This window comes from Streptomyces sp. NRRL S-1022 (genome assembly GCF_000720135.1).
Lineage (GTDB): Bacteria > Actinomycetota > Actinomycetes > Streptomycetales > Streptomycetaceae > Streptomyces.
The window spans coordinates 83,136-101,478 of the sequence record NZ_JOIU01000001.1 but is presented as its reverse complement, the minus strand read 5'-3'; the positions used below and the strand labels follow the sequence as shown (position 1 = coordinate 101,478).

General features: G+C 73.5%; 10 protein-coding genes. All 10 read left to right on the top strand.

Annotated features, from left to right (window positions below):
* Window position 1 precedes the first annotated feature (1 nt).
* Genes IG05_RS48775 through IG05_RS41660 form a run of 10 tightly spaced genes read left to right on the top strand, consistent with a single transcriptional unit; the run spans window position 2 to window position 18,339 of the window.
* Window positions 2–3,109: a non-ribosomal peptide synthetase gene (locus tag IG05_RS48775; RefSeq protein ID WP_234335695.1), complete on the top strand. Its 3,108-nt coding sequence runs from the start codon at window positions 2–4 to the stop codon at window positions 3,107–3,109.
* Window positions 3,106–6,144: a type I polyketide synthase gene (locus IG05_RS0100450; RefSeq protein ID WP_051789330.1), complete on the top strand. Its 3,039-nt coding sequence runs from the start codon at window positions 3,106–3,108 to the stop codon at window positions 6,142–6,144. Before IG05_RS48775 ends, IG05_RS0100450 begins: the two co-directional genes overlap by 4 nt.
* Window positions 6,137–7,258 carry a MupA/Atu3671 family FMN-dependent luciferase-like monooxygenase gene (locus IG05_RS0100445; RefSeq protein ID WP_051789327.1) on the top strand — a complete coding sequence of 374 codons (1,122 nt, stop codon included), beginning with the start codon at window positions 6,137–6,139 and terminating at the stop codon, window positions 7,256–7,258. The genes IG05_RS0100450 and IG05_RS0100445 overlap by 8 nt, the downstream gene beginning before the upstream one ends.
* Window positions 7,255–10,368, top strand: a complete 3,114-nt coding sequence (locus tag IG05_RS0100440) for a condensation domain-containing protein (protein ID WP_030338215.1) — start codon at window positions 7,255–7,257, stop codon at window positions 10,366–10,368. Before IG05_RS0100445 ends, IG05_RS0100440 begins: the two co-directional genes overlap by 4 nt.
* Window positions 10,365–11,690, top strand: a complete 1,326-nt coding sequence (locus IG05_RS0100435; RefSeq protein WP_030338213.1) for an MFS transporter — start codon at window positions 10,365–10,367, stop codon at window positions 11,688–11,690. Before IG05_RS0100440 ends, IG05_RS0100435 begins: the two co-directional genes overlap by 4 nt.
* Entirely contained in the window at window positions 11,687–12,535 is an 849-nt protein-coding gene (locus IG05_RS0100430; RefSeq protein ID WP_030338211.1) for an SDR family oxidoreductase, read from the top strand. Before IG05_RS0100435 ends, IG05_RS0100430 begins: the two co-directional genes overlap by 4 nt.
* Window positions 12,536–12,540: 5 nt before the next feature.
* Complete coding sequence (locus IG05_RS0100425; protein ID WP_030338209.1) at window positions 12,541–13,818, top strand: condensation domain-containing protein; 1,278 nt, start codon at window positions 12,541–12,543, stop codon at window positions 13,816–13,818.
* Window positions 13,815–14,507 (top strand): thioesterase II family protein, encoded by a 693-nt coding sequence (locus IG05_RS0100420; protein WP_030338207.1) that lies wholly within the window; start codon window positions 13,815–13,817, stop codon window positions 14,505–14,507. The genes IG05_RS0100425 and IG05_RS0100420 overlap by 4 nt, the downstream gene beginning before the upstream one ends.
* Window positions 14,504–15,919, top strand: coding sequence for a serine hydroxymethyltransferase (gene glyA / locus IG05_RS0100415; RefSeq protein ID WP_420707547.1), 1,416 nt, complete (start codon window positions 14,504–14,506; stop codon window positions 15,917–15,919). The genes IG05_RS0100420 and glyA overlap by 4 nt, the downstream gene beginning before the upstream one ends.
* Window positions 15,916–18,339 (top strand): non-ribosomal peptide synthetase, encoded by a 2,424-nt coding sequence (locus IG05_RS41660; RefSeq protein ID WP_107051256.1) that lies wholly within the window; start codon window positions 15,916–15,918, stop codon window positions 18,337–18,339. Before glyA ends, IG05_RS41660 begins: the two co-directional genes overlap by 4 nt.
* Window positions 18,340–18,343: the final 4 nt, after the last annotated feature.

Below are 18,343 nucleotides of genomic sequence, written 5' to 3'. Positions count from 1 at the left end.
GGTGCTGCCCCTCACCCCAGGGCAGTGCGACCTGTACGCGGCGGACCGCAGTGCGGAGGACCCGGCCACGTACAACTCCGCGCTGTTCCTGCGCATCGACGGCACCCTCGACGAGAACGACCTCCACGCCAGGTTCGCCGCGCTGCTCGCCGCCCACCCGTTGCTGGGTTCGCGGGTGACGGAGGATCAGGGCCGGCTGGTGTTCGTCCCGGGCCGCCGCCCCCCGAAGCTGTTCGTCGCCGACGCACCCGTCGACCCCGACGGGCCGCTCGCCCGGGCCCGCATGCGCCGGGAAGCGCTGCGGCCGTTCGACCTCGACGACGGGCCCCTCCTGCGCGTCGTCCTGATCCGCCACAGCCCACGTACCGCTCACCTCTGCCTGACGGCCCACCACCTGATCGTGGACGAGACGTCCATGGCGGTGCTCGCCCAGTGGCTGCTCGGGGAAGCACCCGGCCTCCCGGCCGAATCCTTCGCGCAGTGGTCCCTCAGCCGGCACGAACTGCCGCCCGCGCGGCGGGAGCGGGCCGCCGAACTCGCCCGCAGTCTCCAGCCCGGCGTGTCCGTCACGCTGGAATGGGCCACCACCCCCGGGCCGGAGCCCGCCGGACCTTCCGGCGCGGTGCCTTTGCTGATCCGGGACGCGGTATGGGACGCCGCGGGCAGACTGGCGGCCGAACTGGGCGTCACCCGGCACTCGCTGGTCCTCGCCGTCGCCGGCCTGGTCCTGAGCCGGAACAGCGCCACCGCCCGCCCCGTGCTCGGCACCACCATCTCCCGCCGCACCCCGCGCCACGCGACCGCCGTCGGCTACTTCAGTGCCACGGTGCCGGTGCCGCTGGAGACCGACGGCGACCAGACCGTGGCCGACTATCTGCGCCGGTCCCACCGGCGGGCCATGACCGCCTACCGAGACGCCGACCTGCCCCTGTCGACGGTACTGCCGCCCTCGGACCGCGCCGGCCTCTCCCTGGTCGTCGTCCCCTGCCGCTCCCTGCCCGACATCGTCACGCCCGAGCTGACGGCGACCGCGCTGCCGGACCCCGGCTTCGGTCCGGCTCAGTTCCCCCTCGCCCTCTACGTCCGGCAGGACCTCGGCGGTGAGCGGCGCGGCCTGCTGCGTCACCGGGCGACCGAGGTGGACACGGCTGCGGCCATCCGCTTCTGCCGCCAACTGGAGACCACCCTCGCTGCCATGGCCGAGAACCCGAGCGCCCCCCTCGCGCGCCTGTCCACCGTCCCCGCGTCCGAACCGGCCGATCCCACCGGGACGTCGTCCGCCGGCACCGTTCCGGCCGGCGGCGACCTCGCCTCGCTCTTCGCCGAGCAGGCCGCCCGTCTGCCCGACCACGTCGCCGTCAGCTGCGAGCAGCAGCGCCTGACCTATCGCGAGCTCGACACCCGCGCCACCGCGCTCGCCCGGTCGCTGGCCGAAGCCGGAGTGTGCGCGGGGGACCGGGTCGGCGTGTGCCTGCACCGCGGCACGGACCTGGTCGTCGCCCTGCTCGCGGTGCTCAAGGCCGGCGCCGCCTACGTACCCCTCAACCCGGACTACCCGCGCGAACGGCTCGCCTTCGTCGCCGAGGACACCGGTCTCACCACCGCCGTGACCGACTGCGACCCGGGACTGCTGCCGCCGCACCTGACCCTGCTGCCCGCCGGCGCCACGCCCGCCGGGGCCGACACCCCACTGCCCGGAGCCGACCCGGAACGGGTGGCGTACGTCATCCACACCTCGGGCTCGACCGGCACTCCCAAGGGTGTCCTGGTACGCCACCGCAACGTCGCCGCTCTGCTGTCCGCGACGGCCGGTCCGGAAGGGTTCGGGTTCGGCGCGGAGGACGTCTGGTCCCTCTTCCACTCCTTCGCCTTCGACTTCTCCGTCTGGGAGATCTGGGGCTGCCTGCTGACCGGCGGCCATCTGGTCGTCGTACCGCACTGGGTCGCCCGCGACCCGGAAGGCTTCCATGCCCTCCTCGTCGCCGAACGCGTCACCGTGCTCAACCAGACGCCGTCGGCGTTCGCCCAGCTCCTGGCCGCGGACGGGGCCTCGGCGGAGGACCTGTTCGTCCGTCTGCTGATCTTCGGCGGTGAACCGCTCGACGCGCGGATGCTGCTGCCCTGGATGGACCGCTACCCGGAGCGGGCCTGCCGGGTGGTCAACATGTACGGCATCACCGAAACCACCGTGCACTGCACGTGGCGCGATCTGACCCGGGCGGACGCCCTCTCCGGGACGCGGTCGGTGGGACCCGCCCTGCCCGGGTGGCGGCTGTACGTGCTGGACGAGGAGGGCCGCCCGGTGGCTCCCGGAGTTCCCGGCGAGATCCACGTCGCGGGCAGCGGCGTCAGCGCCGGGTACCTGAACCGGCCCGAACTGACCGCCGAACGCTTCGTACCCGGCAGCATCGCCGGACTCCCGGAGGAGGTGCTCTACCGGTCCGGCGACCGGGGCCGGATCCTGCCGGACGGCCAACTGGAGCACCTGGGACGGCTCGACGACCAGGTCAAGATCCGCGGCCACCGCATCGAGCTGGGCGAGATCAGCGGAGCGCTCCTGGCGCACCCCGCCGTCACCGGAGCCGCAGCCGTCGTCCGGGACGCCCACGACGCGGCCACCGCGCGGATCGACGCCTACCTCGTCGGTGCCGACGCCGCGCCGGACCTCGCGGAACTGCGCCGGTGGCTGGCCGCCCGGCTGCCCGCGCACATGCTGCCCGCGACCCTCACCCCGGTGCCGTCGCTGCCCCTGACCGTCAACGGGAAGCTCGACCCGAGCCGGCTGCCCGAACCGGCGCGCGGCAACGATCCCGCTCCGCCACAGGAGACCCCGGGCACCGGCCTGCCGACGGCGCCGGGCGAGCCCACGGCCGCCGACCGGCTCGCCCGGGTGTGGCAGCAACTCCTCGGCGTACCGGTGGGGCTCGACGACAACTTCTTCGAGCTGGGCGGCAATTCCCTGCTCGCGGTCCGCCTCAACACGCTGCAGCGCACGACCGGATTCCCGGGGTCCCAACTGAAGCACATATTCCGCAACCCCACGCCACGCCGCCTCGCGGCGATCATCGGCCCGCCCTCCGGTGCGCGGGCCAACCAGGAGGAAGTGTGAGCGAGTACAGCCAGGACCACGACCCCGGTACGGTCTCGGCGGACACGGACACTGTCGCCGTCGTGGGCATGTCCCTGCGCGTGCCCGGCAGCTCCGATCCCGACGGTTTCTGGAAGTCGATCACCGACGGTGTCGTCTCCCTGCGGGCCGCCGCGCCCGACGGTGGGCTGCGCGCGGGACAGATCGACCGGTTCGACCGGTTCGACGCCGACCTGTTCAACATGCTGCCCGCCCAGGCAGCGGCGACCGACCCGCAGCACCGCGTCCTCACCGAAGTGGCCTGGCAGGCCCTGGAGGACGCCGGCATCGACCCGGAACGCGCCACGGGCCGCATCGGAGTGTTCGTCGGGTGCGGCAGCGAGACCTACTACCGCGAGCACGTACTCAAGGACGAGAAGACGGTACGCGTCCTCGGCACCGAACAGCTCGCCCTGGGCAACTCACGCGACTTCCTCGCCACCGGCCTGGCGTACCGGCTCGGCCTGACCGGTCCCGCCATCACGGTCCAGACCGCCTGCTCCACCTCCCTCGTCGCCGTCCACCAGGCGATCCGGAGCCTGCTCACCTACGAGTGCGACATCGCGATCGCGGGCGGAGCCACGGTCCACCTGGACGAGGAACAGGGCTACGCCTTCACCGAGGGCGGCATCACCTCCCCCGACAACCGGTGCCGCGCCTTCACCGAGAGCGCGGCCGGGACGGTACCCTCCAGCGGCGCCGGGATCGTGGTGCTGCGCCGGGCCTCCGACCTGCCGGGAACCGGTGAGAACGCCCGCGCCCACCTGCTGGGCAGCGCCGTCAACAACGACGGCGCCGCCCGCATGAGTCCCACCGCGCCCAGCCCGCAGGGCCAGGCCGACGTCATGCGCGAGGCCCTGGCCGTCGCGGGGCTGGAACCGGCCGACGTCGGCTACGTCGAGACGCACGGCACCGGTACGGCCCTGGGTGACCAGGTCGAACTCGCCGCCCTGGCCGAGGTGTACGGCAGCCGGCCCGCGGACTCCGTGCTGGCCCTGGGCGCGGTGAAGCCGAACATCGGGCACTGCGACTCGGCGGCCGGCGTCATCGGCCTGATCAAGGCCGTCCTCGCCGTCGAGACGGGCGTGGTGCCGCCGACCCCGTCCCAGCCCGGCGACGGCCCCGACGTGGCGCTGGGCTCCGCGTCCTTCGAACTGCCGCGTGTCTCCCGCCCCTGGCCCGCCGACCGGCCCCGTACCGCGGGCGTCAGCTCGTTCGGACTCGGCGGCACCAACTGCCACGTGCTGCTGACCGCCGCGCCCCGGCCCACCGGCTCGGCCGAACAGGCGCCGGCGGTGCGGCGCGAGCCCCACCTCGCCGTGCTGTCCGCGGCCACCCCCGAAGCCCTTGAGCGCAGGGCCCGCGACCTGGCGGCGTGGCTCGACGGCGAGGGCGCCGAAGTCCCCGTGGCCGAACTCACCGGCACCCTGTGGCACCACCGCAGGGCACTGCCCGAGCGGTGGGCGACCGTCCTGCCCGCCGATCCTGCCGAGGCCCGCGACCGCCTCCTCGCCGAGCTGACCGCACTGACCGGGAACGACAGCCGTCGCGCCGTGACCGCGCCGCGGCTCGCCGTCGTGCTGCCCGGCCAGGGCGTCCCGCTCGCCGGTGCGGGAGCCGGGCTCGCCACCGTCGACGACGGCTTCGCGGCGGACCTGGCCGAACTCGCCGCCGAGGTCGGCCGGGCCGGCGGCCCCGACCTCTCCGACGCCCGGAACTGGCCGGCCGACGACCCGCGCCTGCTCGACACCGCCGTGGTCCAGCCGCTGCTGCTGATCCTCGGCCTCGCGGGCCTGCGCCACGCCGAGCGGCACGGCCTGGTCCCGGGGCTGCTGCTCGGACACAGCGTCGGAGAGCTGACCGCGGCCGCTCACGCGGGTGTCTTCTCCGTACCCGACGCGGTGGCCGCCGTCGTGCGGCGCGGCAGGCTGATGGCCTCGGCAGAACCCGGGGCGATGACCGCCGTGCGCGCCGGGGAGGAGGCCGCCGTCCGGCTCGCGGCCGGCCTGGAGGTCGACGTCTGCGTGCTCAACGGGCCGGACAACACCGTCTGTGGTGGCCCGGAAGAGGCGCTGGCCGCCTTCGAGGGACGCTGCGCCGAGGCGGGTGTCCGCACCACGCGTCTGCCCGTCACCCGCGCCGGTCACTCGCGCGCGATGGCCAAGGCGGCCGAGGAGTTCCAGGAGTTCGTCGCCACCCTGACGCTCTCGGCACCCGCCGTGCCCATCGTCTCCGGGCTCACCGGCGCGCTGCTCACCGACGCCGAGGCGGTCGACCCGGCCTACTGGGGAAGCCAGTTGAGCAGCCCGGTCCGCTTCACGGACGCGGTCACCGCACTGCTCGAAGCCGCCCCGGACAGCGTCCTCGGCCTGCACCGGTCGCACGCGGCCACCGCAGAGGTCCGCCGGGCCGCCCTTGCCGCACAGCGCGACCTCCCAGTCGTCGACGCGGCAGGCCGTGCCGGCGGCGACGAGAGCGCCGACTGGTACCGCGCCCTGGCGGCACTGTGGACCGCGGGTCACGCACCGACCGGCCCCGCACGGCCCGCCCGCGTCGTGGCGCTGCCGGCCTACCCCTTCGCCGACCAGCGGCACTGGGTGGCTGCCCCGGAGGCCCAGCCCCTCGAAGCCCGTCCGGCCGACGCGCCCGCGCCGGAACCGGTCACCGCGGCCGACGAGGGCGGCCCCGTCACCGCGGCCGCTGAGGAGCCGGCCGAGGAGACGTCGACGGCCGAAGCCGTCCGGGCCCTCTGGCAGGACACCTTCGGCATCACCGAAATACGCCCCGAGGACAACTTCTTCGACCTCGGCGGCACGTCCTTGCACGCCGCCCACCTGGTCAGCGTCGTCAACGACGCCCTCCTGGTGGAGATCCGGCTCCAGGACCTGTACGAGAACTCCTCCCTCACCGGGTTCATCGCCCGGGCCGAGGAACTCGCCGCCGAACGCGACGACGTCGCCCTGCTGCGGCTGCTGGAGGAGATCGAGAGCGAGGAGGGGCAGACCAGCCATGAGTGATCTCTCCGCGCGCCTGGACGCGCTGACCCCCGAACAGCGACGCCAGCTGAGTGCGGGCTTGCGCGCCCGGCGTGCCGAACAGCGGCGGGGGCCGGCGGAAGTCTCCGAGAGGCTGCGCCGCAGTCTCTACTTCTTCGCCAGCGCCGACCACGCCGACGCCGCCGGTTACTACGCGTTCGTCCTGGAGGCGGCGGCCGCCGCCGACGCGGCGGGCCAGCACGCCGTGTGGTTTCCGGAACGGCACTTCGTCGAGTTCGGCGGCTTCTCGCCGAACCCGGCGGTACTGGCCGCCGCGGTCGCCGCCCGCACCAGCACCATCCGGATCCGTGCCGGCAGTGTGGCCGCCCCGCTGCACCACGCCGCCCGCGTGGCCGAGGAGTGGGCAGTGGTGGACGGGCTCTCCGGCGGCCGCGTCGGCCTCTCCTTCGGCAGCGGCTGGCACCCGGACGACTTCGCCCTGGCCCGCGAGGACTACCAGGACCGGCGCGCGGTCACCGGCCGCACCATCGAGGACATCCGCGCCCTGTGGCGCGGCGAGACCCTGCCGTACCCGTCCACCGCGGGCACCACGACGCAGGTGCTGACCCGCCCCCGGCCCGTCCAGCCCGAGCTGCCCGTCTGGCTCACCGCCACCGGCACCCCCCAGACCTTCGTCACCGCCGCCCAGGCCGGATACGGGGTGGCGACCGCGCTCCTCGGACAGACGATGCCCGCCCTGCGCGAGAACATCGCCCGCTACCGGCAGGCGTGGAAGGACGCCGGTCATCCCGGCGAGGGCGACGTCGTCGTCATGGCACACGCCTATGTCAGCGACCGGCCGGACCTGGAGGACTTCCTCCGCCCGGCCATGCACTCCTACCTGCGGTCCTTCCGCAAGCAGACCGACAGCAGCGACGAACTCGTACTGCTGGAGAGCGCCTACCTGGATTTCCTGACCGGTCCCTCGCTCCTCGGCAGCCCTGCCAAGGCCCGGGCCGTCCTGGCCGACCTGGCCGAGGCGGGCGCCGACGAGGTGGGCTGCCTGATCGACTTCGGGCTGCCGGCCTCCGACGTCCTGGATGCGCTGCCCAGCCTCTTCCACCTTGGTGTCCCGGCCGTCGAGAGGACCGCATGAGCACCCCGGCAGACCAGCGGCTGACGGACCGGCTCGCCCGGCTCAGCCCCGCCCAGCGCGCCGCGCTCACCAGCCGCCTCGCCGCCCGCAACGGCCCGGTACTGCGCCCGAGGCCGGGGCCCCGGGACCGCTTCCCGCTCGGCATGGACCAGGAACGCCTGTGGATTCTCGACCAGCTCGACCCGGGGACCACCACGTACACCCTCGGCTACGGGCTCCGCGTACGGGGGGCCTTCGACCGGGATCTCTTCCGGCGCGCCGCGGACGCCCTGGTGAGCCGCCACGAACTGCTGCGCTCCGGAGCCGAGGCCGAGGACGGCCGTCCCTTCCTGCGGGTGCACCCCGACCGGCGGGCGGACCTCCGCTTCACCGACCTGACGCGTGATGACACCACCGAGGTACCGGCCGACGAGATCGAGGCGCGCCGGCAGGAATTCATCGCGGAGCAGGTCCGCCGCCCCTTCGACCTGGCCGCCGACCCGGTCCTGCGTCTCGCGGTCGCCAAGGTGGCCGAGGACGACCACCAGATCGTCGAGACGATGCCGCACTCGTTCGTGGACCAGTGGTCGTACGTGCGTCTCAACGAGGAACTCCTCGAACACTACCGGGCGCTGGCCGAGGCGCGTCCGCCGCGCGTGGCCGAGATGCCCGTCCAGTTCGGTGACTGGGCTCACTGGCAACGGGAGCGTTTCGCAGGCCCGCACGGTGCCCGCCACCGCGAGTTCTGGCGGACCTTCCTGGACGGCGTACCCCAGCGCCTCGCGCTGCCCTACGACCACAGCCCCGACACCACCGACCACAGCGGCGAGCACTACAACTTCACGCTCGACGGCACGGTCGCCGAGGCGTTCTTCCAGCGTGCGAGGCAGGCCCGCACCACCCCCGCCACGGCGATGACCGCCGTCTACGCCGCGCTGCTGTACGAGGTCACCGGCCAGCGTGACCTGATCATCGGCATCCCCACCTCCACCCGGAGCGAGCCGGAGGCGGAGCCGCTGATCGGATTCCTGCTGACCAGTGTCCCCCTGCGGATCAGGCTGCCGGAGAATCCGACACCCGAGGACGTGCTCGCGGCCGTCGCGCGTTCCGCCGCGGCCGTGGCCGACCACCGCGAAGTGCCCTTCGGGGAGATCGTCGAGGCCGCTGCCCCGGACCGCTCCGCCAACCGGTACCCGCTGCTCCAGACCATGCTGGTGCAGCTCGACCTCGACGACTCGCAGACCCTGGAGCTCCCGGGCGCCGAGGTGTACGCGAACGCCGTGCCCGAGGGCATCTCCACCATGGACCTGACGACTGCCTGGTGGCGGGTCGGGGCGACCGTCTACGGACGCATCGAGTACCGCACGGCGCTGTTCGAGCACACCACCGTCGCCGCCATGGCCGATCGCCTGCTCCAGCTCGTCGAGCAGTTCACGCGGCACCCCGACGAGCCGCTGCGGCGGCCCGTCCAGGCCCTTCCCGTGCCGCCCGCACCGCTGCTCGGCGACAGCACCGTGGCCGGCGATGCCGCGGCCGGACCGGTCGCCGCCGAGATCCTCACCCGGGTCACCACGGCCTGGTGCGAGGTGCTGGGCGTCGAATCGACCGATCCCGGGGAGGTGTTCTTCACCAGCGGCGGGACCTCGCTGCTCGCCGTCCGGCTCGCTCACAGGCTGCGCGGCGACGGCTTCACCGTCACCCTCAAGGATGTCTTCACCCACCCCACCCCGACCGGACTCGCCCAGCTCCTCGCCTCCCGCCGCGACACCCCCACGAGCCCTGCGCCCATCCCGCCCGTCGGTCCGCCCGGTCCCGAGCAGGAGATGCTCCTCAGCCGGGGCCTGTCCCGGGTGGAGGACTTCTCGCACAGCCACGTCCTCACCGCGGCCGGCCCGCTGGACCCCGGGCGTCTGCGACAGGCGGCCGAGGACGTGGTGCGCGCCCACCCGACGCTGACCACCGCCGTGCGCCCCGACGACACCCTCGGAGCGCGGCTCGTGCCCGGCGCGGCCTGGCACTGGTCCGCGGAACCGGCCGGAACCGACCCGGGACAGGTGGTGGCCGCCCAGCGGGCCCGCTTCGACCGTGCCGCGGGGCCGTTGTTCGCCGTCAGTCACCTGCCCGGCGTCCCCGGCGAGGCCGACCGCGTCGTCATCGGCGCGAGCCACCTCGTCATCGACGGGATGTCCTGGAGCATCGTCATCGCCGACCTGGCCGCTGCCTACCGGGGTGAGCCGTTGGCCCCCGAACGCGCCGGCTACGCCGAACACGCGGCCGTCGTGAGGAACGTGGACCCGGCACCGCACGCCCCGTACTGGCGGGCGCAGTCGGCCGGCGCGGGCCCGTACCGCTGGCGGCTGGACGGTGCCAACACCTATGCCGGTGAGCAGTCGTTCGAGGTGTCGCTGCCACTGCCCCCGGACGGGTACGCCACGTTGCAGGCGGCGGCCCTCACCGCGGTCGCCCGCGCGCTGCGCCCCTGGGCGCCCCACGACCAGCCGTCGGTGTGGCTGATCGGCCTGGGCCGCGACCCGCTGGCCGGGCTGCCCGGCTGGGACCCGGACCGGGCCGTCGGCTTCTACTCGGCCGCTCATCCCTTCCGGGTGCCCCTCACCGGCGGCCCGGCCGGGGACGACCTGCGCGCCACGGTCACCGCGTTGCGCGGTATCCCCGATTCCGGCAAGACGTTCGGGTTGCTGGCGTACACCGCCGAACCCGCTCTGCGCGCGGAGTTCACGGCCCTGCAACGGCCCCGGGTCATCGTGAACCACCTCGGTGAGCTGACGGACCCGGTCGACGGTTCGGCCGGCCTCTTCACCGCCTCGGCGCAGACCGCCGCCACCGGCAACGCCGAGGCGGAGCGAGAGGTGGACGTGGACATCGCGGTCGGGGTGCGCGACGGCCACGTCGTCCTGCGCTGGCTGTTCAACCCCGCCGCGGTGGACGCCACCGCCGTCCACGAGGCCGCCGGGGCCGCGGTCCGTGAACTGCGCGACCTCATCGCGGCTCAGCGGCGGACCCGGCTCCCGGACGGCCTTCCGGGTGTGACCGGAGTGACCGAGGAAAGCATGGAACGTCTTTTTGCACGGCTCAACCGGGAGCGACGGAACCGACAGGGGGCACAGACATGACCGAGGCCGCCGCAACGGCTGCGCCGCACCGCAGCCCCCTCGTGGCCCTGCTGACGGCCCAGTACCTGTCGGCTTTCGGCAACGCGGTCACGGTCGTGACGGTGCCGTTGTTCGTCCTGCACACCACCGGCTCGACCGCCACCACCGGTCTCGCCGGGTTCATCGGCGCGCTGCCGCTGATCTTCGCGGGCGCCGTCGGCGGTGTCCTGGTCGACCGGTTCGGCGGACGCAGGCTGAGCGTGCTGTCCGATCTGGCGGCCGGCCTCCTGGTGCTGCTCGTACCGCTGCTGGACGCCACCACGGGGCTGCCCATTCCGCTGCTGCTCGCCCTGCTGTTCGTCCGCACGGTCGTGGCGACCCCCGCCACCGCCGCCCGGATGGCTCTGCTCAAGCCCGTCATCGAAAACGCCGGGGCACGGCTGGAGAGCGTCAACTCCTGGTACCAGGCGGCCCCCCGGCTCGGCCTGGTGGCCGGCGCGCCCTTGGCCGGCGTGCTGATCGCGGCGACCGGTTCGGCCGTCGGCATGTACGTCGACGCCGCGACCTTCCTCGTCGCCGCCGCGCTCGTCGCGTTCGCGGTGCCGGTCACCGAGCCCAGGAAGCCCCAGGGTGACGCGCCGGCCGGGCCCGGCTTCTTCGGCCAGCTCCGCGAAGGCGCGGCCCTGGTCAGGACGATGCCGGTGATCGGAGCGATGACGGCCTTCGTCGTGGTCACCAACTTCCTCGACGACGCCTTCACCCCGCTCTTCCTGCCGGTGTACGCCCAGAAGGTGCTGCACAGCAGCGCGGCCATGGGCTGGTTCCTCGGCGCGGTCGGCATCGGTGCCATCGTGGGCACCTTCCTGTACGGCCCCGCGAGCCGGAACATACTGTCCAACCGCCGCTACACCCTGTTCGGCTGCTTCGCGGTGGTCGCCGTACTGCGCATGGCGCTCTACCTCCAGCCCGGCACCATCGGCGTGACGGTGATCTGCTTCCTGGTCGGGGTGGCCGGCGGACCGCTCAACCCGATGCTCTCGACGGTCATGCTGGAGCGAGTCCCCGAGCATCTGCGCGGCCGGGTCTTCGGCCTCACCGGCGCCATGGCCCTCACCTCCGCCCCGCTCGGCGTGCTGACCGCCGGATGGCTGGTGGACCTGGCCGGTCTGCGCGGCCCGATGCTCTGCTTCTCGCTCGTCTACCTCGTCCTGATCGCCGTCAGCTGGCGGTGGCCCGCTCTGCGCGCCATGGACGAGCGGCCCGGCACCGACGACGCAGGAGACGAGGCCGCGCCCGGCGCGGACCCGGGGCCCCGGTTGGACGAGGAGGCGAGCGCCCGATGACCACGGCACACCCGGCCGACGGCACCCTCGAAGGGCGCACGGCCGTGATCACGGGCGCCGCGCGCGGCGCCGGACGGTCCTGCGCGCTGGCGTTCGCAGCCGAGGGCGCGGACCTGGTCCTGCTCGACGTGGCCGCCCCGATTCCCGGCGTCCCCTACCCGTTGGGCTCCGAGAGCCAGCTCGCCCACACCGCCGACGCCTGCCGCCGCCTGGGGGCGGACGTGCTCACCGCCGCCGTCGACGTCCGGGACCTCGCGGCCCTGACCGAGCTGCGCGAGCGGACGCACGACCGCTTCGGCGCGCCGCACGTGCTCGTCAACAACGCGGGCATCGTGGCGCCTTCGGGGCTGCCGGTGCACGAGACGGCGGAGGAAGACTGGCAGCTCATGGTGGACATCGACCTCGGAGGTGCCTGGCGCGCCACCAAGGTGTTCGCCCCCGCCATGGTCGAACGCCGCTCAGGTTCCATCGTCAACATCGCGTCCACTGCGGGCCTGGTGGGCTATCGCAACTTCGCCGGATACGTCGCGGCCAAGCATGGGCTGGTCGGCCTGACCAAGGCCAGTGCCCTCGACTACGCCTCGTACGGGGTGCGCGTCAACGCGGTGTGCCCCGGCAACATCCGGGACGAACCCGCCATGGACGGCCGGATGCTCTCGGAGGTGGCCAGGGCGCTCGGCGTGCCGGCGGCCGAGCACGAGGAGCTGTTCACCGCCGACCAGCCGATGAACACCCTGGTCGACCCGGCCGATGTGGCGGCGGCCGTGCTCTGGCTCGCCGGTGACGGCTCCCGCCGTGTCACCGGCACCGCCCTGACCGTCGACGCCGGCTACTCGGCCCGGTGACGCCCATGGACCTCTCCACCACCCTGCCCGCCGAACGGCGCGCCGCCACCGCGACCGAGCGCCAGTTCTGGTTCGCCGAGCGGATCGCCCCGGGCTCACCCGCCTGGCGCGTGCTCAGCACCGTACGTATCGAAGGCGCTTTGGACCGGGAGGTTCTGGCCGGCGCGGCGGCGCGGGTGGTCGCCCGGCACCCCGCGCTGCGGTCGGTCTTCGCCCCGGCCGACGGAGAGCTGTGGTGCGCGACGGTACCGCCCGTCGCACCGCCGCTGCTCGAACTCCCCCCGGGCACCTCCTTCGACGCGGCCGCCCGAGAGCTGGCCGACAGCGGGCTTCTCGACCCGGCCACCGGCCGGCACGTGGTCCTCGCGCTCGCCGAGGACACCGGTGACGTCCCCGGCGCCACCTTGTACGTCCTGACCCACCACCTCGTGTACGACGGTTTGTCCCACGAGGTGTTCACCGCCGACCTCGCCCAGGCCCACGCACATGTCGTTGCCGGGGAACCCGAACCCGCCCCGCTCGCCGACCGCGTGCCGCAGCCGCCGGACGCCGCACGGCGTGCCGAACTCTCCGCTCACTGGCGGACGGTGCTCGACGGAGTGCCCGATCTCCCGGGCGACAGCGACGGTCCGACCCAGCGGGAGCTGGCCCGGAGCGAGCCGCACGCTCACGTCGTCCGGTTCCCCGGCCAGGCCGGCGTCGCGGTGCGGGAGGCGGCCCGGCGCCTGGCCTGTCCGCCGTTCGCCGTGCTGCTCACCGCGTACGCCCAGGCCCTGTACGACCTGTGCGGCGCCGAGGACTTCTGTATCGGCACCCCTGTGTCGACCCGGACCCCGGACCTCGCGGACGCGATCGGCTGCCTGCTGACCACACTGCCGGTGCGGATACGGATGCCCGCCGAGGCCGACGCGTGCGAGCGCACGTGGACGACGTTCACCGACGGTCTGTTCCACATGGACCTCCCACAGGACGACCTGATCCGTGCCGTGCGCACCCGCCCCGGGCGCCGCATGCCCCTGTACCAGGCGCTGTTCGCGTACGAGAGCTGGCCGCGGCCCGTCCACGACGCGGGCACGGTCCGGATGCGCACCGAGCCCGTGACCCCGCTCGGCATCCAGGCCGAGGTCCTGCTCCAGGTGAACGAGCTGCCCGGCCACCGCCTCGACGGCATGCTCCAGGCCCCCGCCGGCGGGTACTGGGCGGGGCGCCTGGCACAGCTGTCGGACGCCGTCGGACGCCGCCTCGCCCTGCTCACGACCACCACTGAGGAGATCGCCAGATGACACGCGTGATGTGTCTGCCGTACGCGGGAGCCGGTGCCGGCGTCTACCGCTCCTGGAAGACCATGGCCACGGGGAGCGCCCGTGCCGTTCCCATTCAGCTCCCGGGCCGGGAGGAGGAGTTCTCCCGCCCTCGCTACACCTCGTTCCCCGAGTGTGTCGCCGACGTCACCCGCCGCGTCACGGAAGCCGCGGCCGGCGAGCCCTTCGCCGTCTTCGGGCACAGTTTCGGCGGGCTGATCGCCTACGAGGTCACGCGCCATCTGTACGAGACCGGAGGACCGCTGCCCGTGCGGTTGATCGTCAGTGGCACGCGCAGCCCCCGCTACCGCGGTTACACGGGCCTGAGCGACGACGACGACGAGGCCGTCGACCGGCTGAAGCAGGACAGCTCGCGCGGCTTCGAGGCACTCGACCACCCTGAACTGCGTGCCATCCTGCTGCCGACGCTCCGCTCCGACGCCCGGCTGCTGGAGCAGTACGGCGACTACCGGCCCGAGATGTGCGACCCGCTGCCGGTCCCGCTCACCGCGCTGCGCGGTGTGTCGGACACGCTGGCCACCCCGGAGGGGGTCGCCGACTGGAAGACCTTCACCACCAAGGACTACGCGGAGTACGAGATGCCCGGCGGCCATCTCTACCTGCTGGACTGCATGCCGGAACTGTGGCGCCTGATCGAGGAGCAGCTGTGACCGTTTCTCCCCTGCATCCGCTGTCGGCCGCGACGGAAGACGGCCAGGCCGCACTCGCCCACGCGGGCCTGGCCGAACTGCGCCGGGAGGACCCGGAGCTCGCGGGCCTGCTCGACGCCGAGGTCCGCGACCAGGACACCACCCTGGCGATGGTCGCGTCGGCCAGTATCGCCGCCCCGTCCGTCCTCGCCGCGAACGGCTCCGCGCTGTCCAACGTCACCGCCGAGGGCTACCCCGGCGCCCGCTACCACCCCGGCGCGGTCAACTTCGACGAAGTCGAACGGCTCGCCGTGCGCCGCGCCAAGGCCCTGTTCGGGGCGCGGTACGCCAACGTCCAGCCGCACTCGTGCTCCTCCGCCAACCTCGCCGTGCTCGCCGCCCTCGTACCGCCCGGAGGCACCCTGCTGGGTCTCGGCCTCGACGCCGGCGGCCACCTCACGCACGGCTCCCCGGCCTCGGTGACCGGACGGCACTACCGGGCCGTGCACTACGGCCTGGACAGGCACGGCCTGATCGACTTCGAGCAGGTCACCGAACTCGCCCTCGAACACCGTCCTTCCGTGCTGATCGCGGGTGCCAGCGCCTACCCCCGGGCCCTGGACTTCGCCCGCTTCCGGGAGATCGCCGACTCGGTCGGCGCCTATCTGCTGGCCGACATCTCGCACATCGCGGGCCTGGTCGCGGCCGGTGAGCACCCCAGCCCCGTCGACCACGCGCACATCACCACGACCAGCACCTACAAGCAGCTCGGCGGCCCGCGCGGCGGCGTCATCATGAGCGGTCGCGACCACCGGGCTGCGGGCCCCGACGGGCGCACTCCGCTGGACCGGCTGATGCAGCGGGCCGTTTTCCCGCAGACCCAGGGCACCCCCGCTCCCGCGTCGATCGCCGCCAAGGCCCGCGCGTTCGCGCTCGCCGCCGAACCCCGGTTCACCCGCACCGCGCGGTTGACCGTCGCCGGTGCCCGCGCTCTCGCCGCCGAACTGGCACGGCTGGGATACCGGGTGCTCACCGGCGGGACCGACAACCACATGGTCCTGATCGACCTCCGCGGCAGCCGGCTCACCGGAGTGGTCGCCGAACGGGCCCTGGAGGCGTGCGGCATCCTCGTCAACCGCAACCGGATACCGGACGACACCCGGCCGCCTCTCGTCACGAGCGGCGTCCGGCTGGGCTGCAACATCCTCGCCCAGCGCGGTATGGGTCCGGAGCACATGCGGGAGTGCGCGGAACTCATGCACGCCGTCCTGAGCGCCACCACACCGCTGAGCGAGACCGAGTACCGCATCGACCCCCACCAGCGCATCCGTCTCCGCGAACGGGTACGGGCGTTGTGCGCTCGCCACCCCCTGCCGCACGCCACGGTCCGGGGCGACGGCACCGGTGCCCTCCCGACAGGAGTTTCCCTGTGAGTCCCGACATCATGACCGCCGGCGCCCCGACCGCCTGGCCCGCCGTACTGGTCCCGGCCGACCGGCCGCGCCGTGCCGGCGCCGAACCCCGCGCGACCGGCTCGGTCCGGGGCACCCTGACCGTACGCAAGGACGGTACGGCGTCCGGCGACCTGCTCGTCGCCTGTTTCGCGGCGCTGCTGCACCGCCTCACCGGGCAGGACCTGATCGCGATCGCCACCCCGGACGGGATCACCGGACACGCCGTCGCCGTGGACTCCACCGCAACCGGCCTGGTGGCCGGCCGCACCCCCGTGCCCCCCACCGCCCACCGGGGCACACCCGCGGTGGCGGTCGCTCACGGCGCCGCACCGCAGGACGTCCCGCCGTACGAGCTGCACCTCGCCCTGGACCGGCAGAATGACGAATGGGCCGCCGAACTGCGTTACGACGAGCGGCTGTTCACGGCCGACACGGCCCGTCGTGTGCTGTCTCACCTGCGCACCCTGACGGAGAGCGCCCTCCGGGAGCCGCACACCCCGGTGTCCCGGCTCGCCCTCCTCACCGCCGAGGAGACGCACCGGGTCCTGACCGAGTGGAACGACACTTCGGCCGACCTGCCGCACGACACCTGTCTGCACACGGCGTTCGAGGGGCGAGCCGCGGCCGATCCCGGTGCGCCCGCCGTCGTCCACGGCTCCCGCACCTGGTCCTACGGCGAGGTCAACGCCGCCGCCAACCGGCTCGCCCACCGTCTCCGGCAGGCCGGGGTGGGCCCCGACGTACGGGTCGGACTGTGCCTGGAACGCTCCGCCACCCTGCTCTGCGCCGTACTGGGCATTCTCAAGGCCGGCGGCGCCTACGTGCCCCTCGACCCGGACTACCCCACCCAACGGCTGACGGCCATGCTGGAGGGCACCTCCTGCGCCGTCGTCGTCACCGACCGGCTCCGGGCCACGGTACTGCCCGCTCCGTCACCCGGCACCGAGCGGCTGGTCGTCCTGGCCGACGGACTCCTCGACGGCACGGAGCCGGAACTCGCGGACCAGCCGGAGACCGACCCCGGCGGGACCGCGGGGCCGGACGACCTGTGCTATGTCATCCACACCTCCGGCTCGACGGGCCTGCCCAAGCCCATCGCGCTGCGCCACCGCGGTGTGGTGAACAACCTGGCCGACCTCAACTCCCGTTATTCCGTAGGCCCTTCGGACCGCGTCCTCGCCCTGTCCTCGCCGAGCTTCGACATGTCGGTCTACGAATTCCTCGGCATCACCGCGGCCGGCGGGACCGTGGTGGTGCCCGAGGCGGACCGTGCCAAAGACGTGGCGTACTGGGCCCGGCTCTTCGCCCAGCACGACGTCACCGTCTGGAACTCCGCCCCGGCCCTGCTGGAACTGCTCACGGAACACTTGGAGCACACCGGTGGCGCGGCCCTGACGCGGCTACGGCTGGTGATGCTCGGCGGCGACTGGGTTCCGGTGTCCTTGCCCGACCGGGTCCGGACGCTCGCCCCCGATGTCCGCTTCATCGTCCTCGGCGGAGCCACCGAGGCATCGATCCACTCCACCCTCTACGAAGTCGTGGAGACCGATCCCACCTGGACCAGCATCCCCTACGGCCGGCCCATGGCCAACCAGCGCGCCTATGTCCTCGATGACGCGGCACAGCCGGTTCCGCCCGGTGTCGTCGGTGAACTCCACCTGGCCGGCACCGGGCTGGCCCGCGGCTACCTGGAACGCCCGGACCTGACGGCCGAACGCTTCCTGAACTGGTCGCACGGTGAGGTGCGCGACCGCCTCTACCGGACAGGAGACCTCGCCCGCTGGCGCCCGGACGGTGTTCTGGAGCTCCTCGGCCGCAAGGACTTCCAGGTCAAGCTGCACGGGCTGCGCGTCGAACTGGGTGAGATCGAGGCCGTGCTGCGCGCCCACCCCGCCGTGCGGGAGGCCGTCGTCACGGCCCGGGAGGACGCCGGCGGCGGCCGGCAACTGGTCGCTCACGCCGTCCCCCATCCCGGTCCGGCGCCGCGACCCGACGAACTGCGCGCGCACCTGGCCAAGGCACTGCCCTCGTACATGGTGCCCGCCGCGGTGCTCGTCCTGGACGAGCTGCCCCTCAACGCGAATGGCAAGCTCGACCGCAAGGCCCTCGTCGCCCTCGCCCCGACCCCGGATGAACCGGGTCCCGGCGCGGCGGCCACCGAGGCTCCGGTCGGTGCCTGGGAGGAGTACATAGCCGCGGTGTGGCAGGACGTCCTGCACGTCGACGCGGTCGGCCGCGACGACGACTTCTTCGCGCTCGGGGGCGACTCCATGTCCGCCCTGCGCTGCCTCACCCGCATCGGCAACGGCCTGCGCTGGCCCGACCTGTTCCGTCATCCGACGGTCCGCGGGCTCGCCGACCACCTCACCGCCGCCGGTTCCACGCCGCCGTCCGCCTGACTCG

What these genes read in the sequence shown, in the direction of transcription:
- IG05_RS0100430 (WP_030338211.1), top strand. Translation starts at nt 11,687, where the DNA reads ATGACCACGGCACACCCGGCCGACGGCACCCTCGAAGGGCGCACGGCC.
- IG05_RS0100435 (WP_030338213.1), top strand. Translation starts at nt 10,365, where the DNA reads ATGACCGAGGCCGCCGCAACGGCTGCGCCGCACCGCAGCCCCCTCGTG.
- IG05_RS0100440 (WP_030338215.1), top strand. Translation starts at nt 7,255, where the DNA reads ATGAGCACCCCGGCAGACCAGCGGCTGACGGACCGGCTCGCCCGGCTC.
- IG05_RS0100445 (WP_051789327.1), top strand. Translation starts at nt 6,137, where the DNA reads ATGAGTGATCTCTCCGCGCGCCTGGACGCGCTGACCCCCGAACAGCGA.
- IG05_RS0100425 (WP_030338209.1), top strand. Translation starts at nt 12,541, where the DNA reads ATGGACCTCTCCACCACCCTGCCCGCCGAACGGCGCGCCGCCACCGCG.
- IG05_RS0100420 (WP_030338207.1), top strand. Translation starts at nt 13,815, where the DNA reads ATGACACGCGTGATGTGTCTGCCGTACGCGGGAGCCGGTGCCGGCGTC.